2 protein-coding genes are annotated in these 1,542 nt (G+C 49.8%); one reads left to right on the top strand and one right to left on the bottom strand.

Annotated elements, in window-relative coordinates:
• Window positions 1-14: 14 nt before the first annotated feature.
• The gene (locus NZ772_18730; GenBank protein ID MCS6815593.1) at window positions 15-569 is read left to right on the top strand and encodes a zf-TFIIB domain-containing protein; all 555 of its coding nucleotides are present in this window, start codon (window positions 15-17) and stop codon (window positions 567-569) included.
• A 7-nt stretch (window positions 570-576) separates the two neighbouring features.
• Here NZ772_18730 and NZ772_18725 read toward each other — a convergent pair.
• On the bottom strand, window positions 577-1,542 hold a 966-nt coding region (locus tag NZ772_18725), incomplete at its 5' end, for a UPF0182 family protein (protein MCS6815592.1).

The raw sequence follows: 1,542 nt of genomic DNA, 5'->3' as shown, positions 1-1,542 counted from the left end.
AGAGGTATAGCCAGTTGCAGTGCCCCAAAGAGCCTAACTCAACCTTGGTAGATGGCATTCTAGCAGGAGATTTGGCAGTGCAATGTTGCCCTAGCTGTCAAGGGGTATGGATTCCTCCGGAGCACTATAAGGCTTGGCAAGCTACTCAGCCTGCTGTTGCACCAGATGCCATGCCCAAAGCGTTATCGGTGGATCACACGCCATCGTCATTAGACAGCCGAGGGGCACTCTGTCCAGACTGTAGGCGATACTTGTCTCGCGCTAGGGTAAACTTGCAGTCACCTTTCTATGTGGAGCGCTGTCCATCTTGTGGTGGCATTTGGTGCGATCAAGGGGAGTGGGAAGCCTTGACGGCTATGGGGTTGCAAACTATTATCGATCGCCTATTTACCGCTGAGTGGCAGGCAAAAGCTCGTCAACTAGAGTTAGAGGCACAAGAACGGCAGGCCATGATTGACAAGTTGGGGGCTGACCTAGCGACTAAAGTGTTTGAACTGGGAAAACTGCTGCGCGAGCATCCCAATGGAGATTTTGGGGTAGCATACTTGATGCGCCGCTTTGAACAGTAACTGCTGCTTAGCGACGATCGAATTGCCCTGAAGCTGTCGATCCACTGGATATAGTTTGAAATAGTGTTTTCAGCGACTCTTCTAGGGTTGGTTCCATTGCGATACGATCGCCATAGGCAGTAATTACCCGTACCAAGGTAGGTAAACTAGTTCGTTCGGCTTCTAGGTAGAGAGGTTCTACATACAGTAACGATTGGTCAATAGGAATAACGAGCAAGTTTCCCTGTACGGCCCGCGATCCCTGTTGATTCCATAACGAGATCTGCTGGGAAATATCAGGTTCTTGGTTAATGCGGGCCTCGATCTGCTCTGGCCCAAACACCAAACGCTGCTTAGGAAACTGATAGAGCAGTAGTTTACCGTAGTGCTCACTGTCTGAGCGGCTAGCTAACCAGGCAATCAGGTTATTGCGCCCTGTGGGGGTAAAGGGGCGCAGCAAGATAAACTCCTCTGCTGACTCCTCTGGCAGTTGCATAATCAGGTAGTAGGGTTCTACAGGCTGAGACTTGTCACCATAGACCTCTGAGGGAATTTGCCACTGATCTTCCCGGTTGTAAAATACCTGCGGATCTTCCATGTGATAGGTCAACAGGCGTTCAGACTGAACGTTAAACAAATTGACTGGATAGCGAATATGGCTTTTTAGGGTAACAGGCATTGCCGCTAAGGGCTGAAACAACTGAGGGAAAATAGCTTGCCATGCCTGAATGAGGGGATCGTCGGCATCAGCAACATAAAAGGTGACAGAGCCGTTGTAGGCATCCACCACGACTTTGACGGAGTTACGAATGTAATTAAAGGAACGATCGCCTGGATCAGAGTAGGGATAGCGATCGCTAGTCGTGTAGGCATCAATAATCCAGTAAAGATAGTTGTTGGGCTGTTGGGGCGGAGAGCTAGGAGAACTCTTGCTAAGACTAGCCCCATTGCTCACCAAGCTGGCATTGGCAACTACTAGATATGGCTCACTGTC

The organism is Cyanobacteriota bacterium (assembly GCA_025054735.1).
In the GTDB taxonomy this organism is placed as follows: Bacteria; Cyanobacteriota; Cyanobacteriia; order SKYG9; family SKYG9; genus SKYG9.
This window is presented reverse-complemented; position numbering and strand designations above follow the sequence as displayed.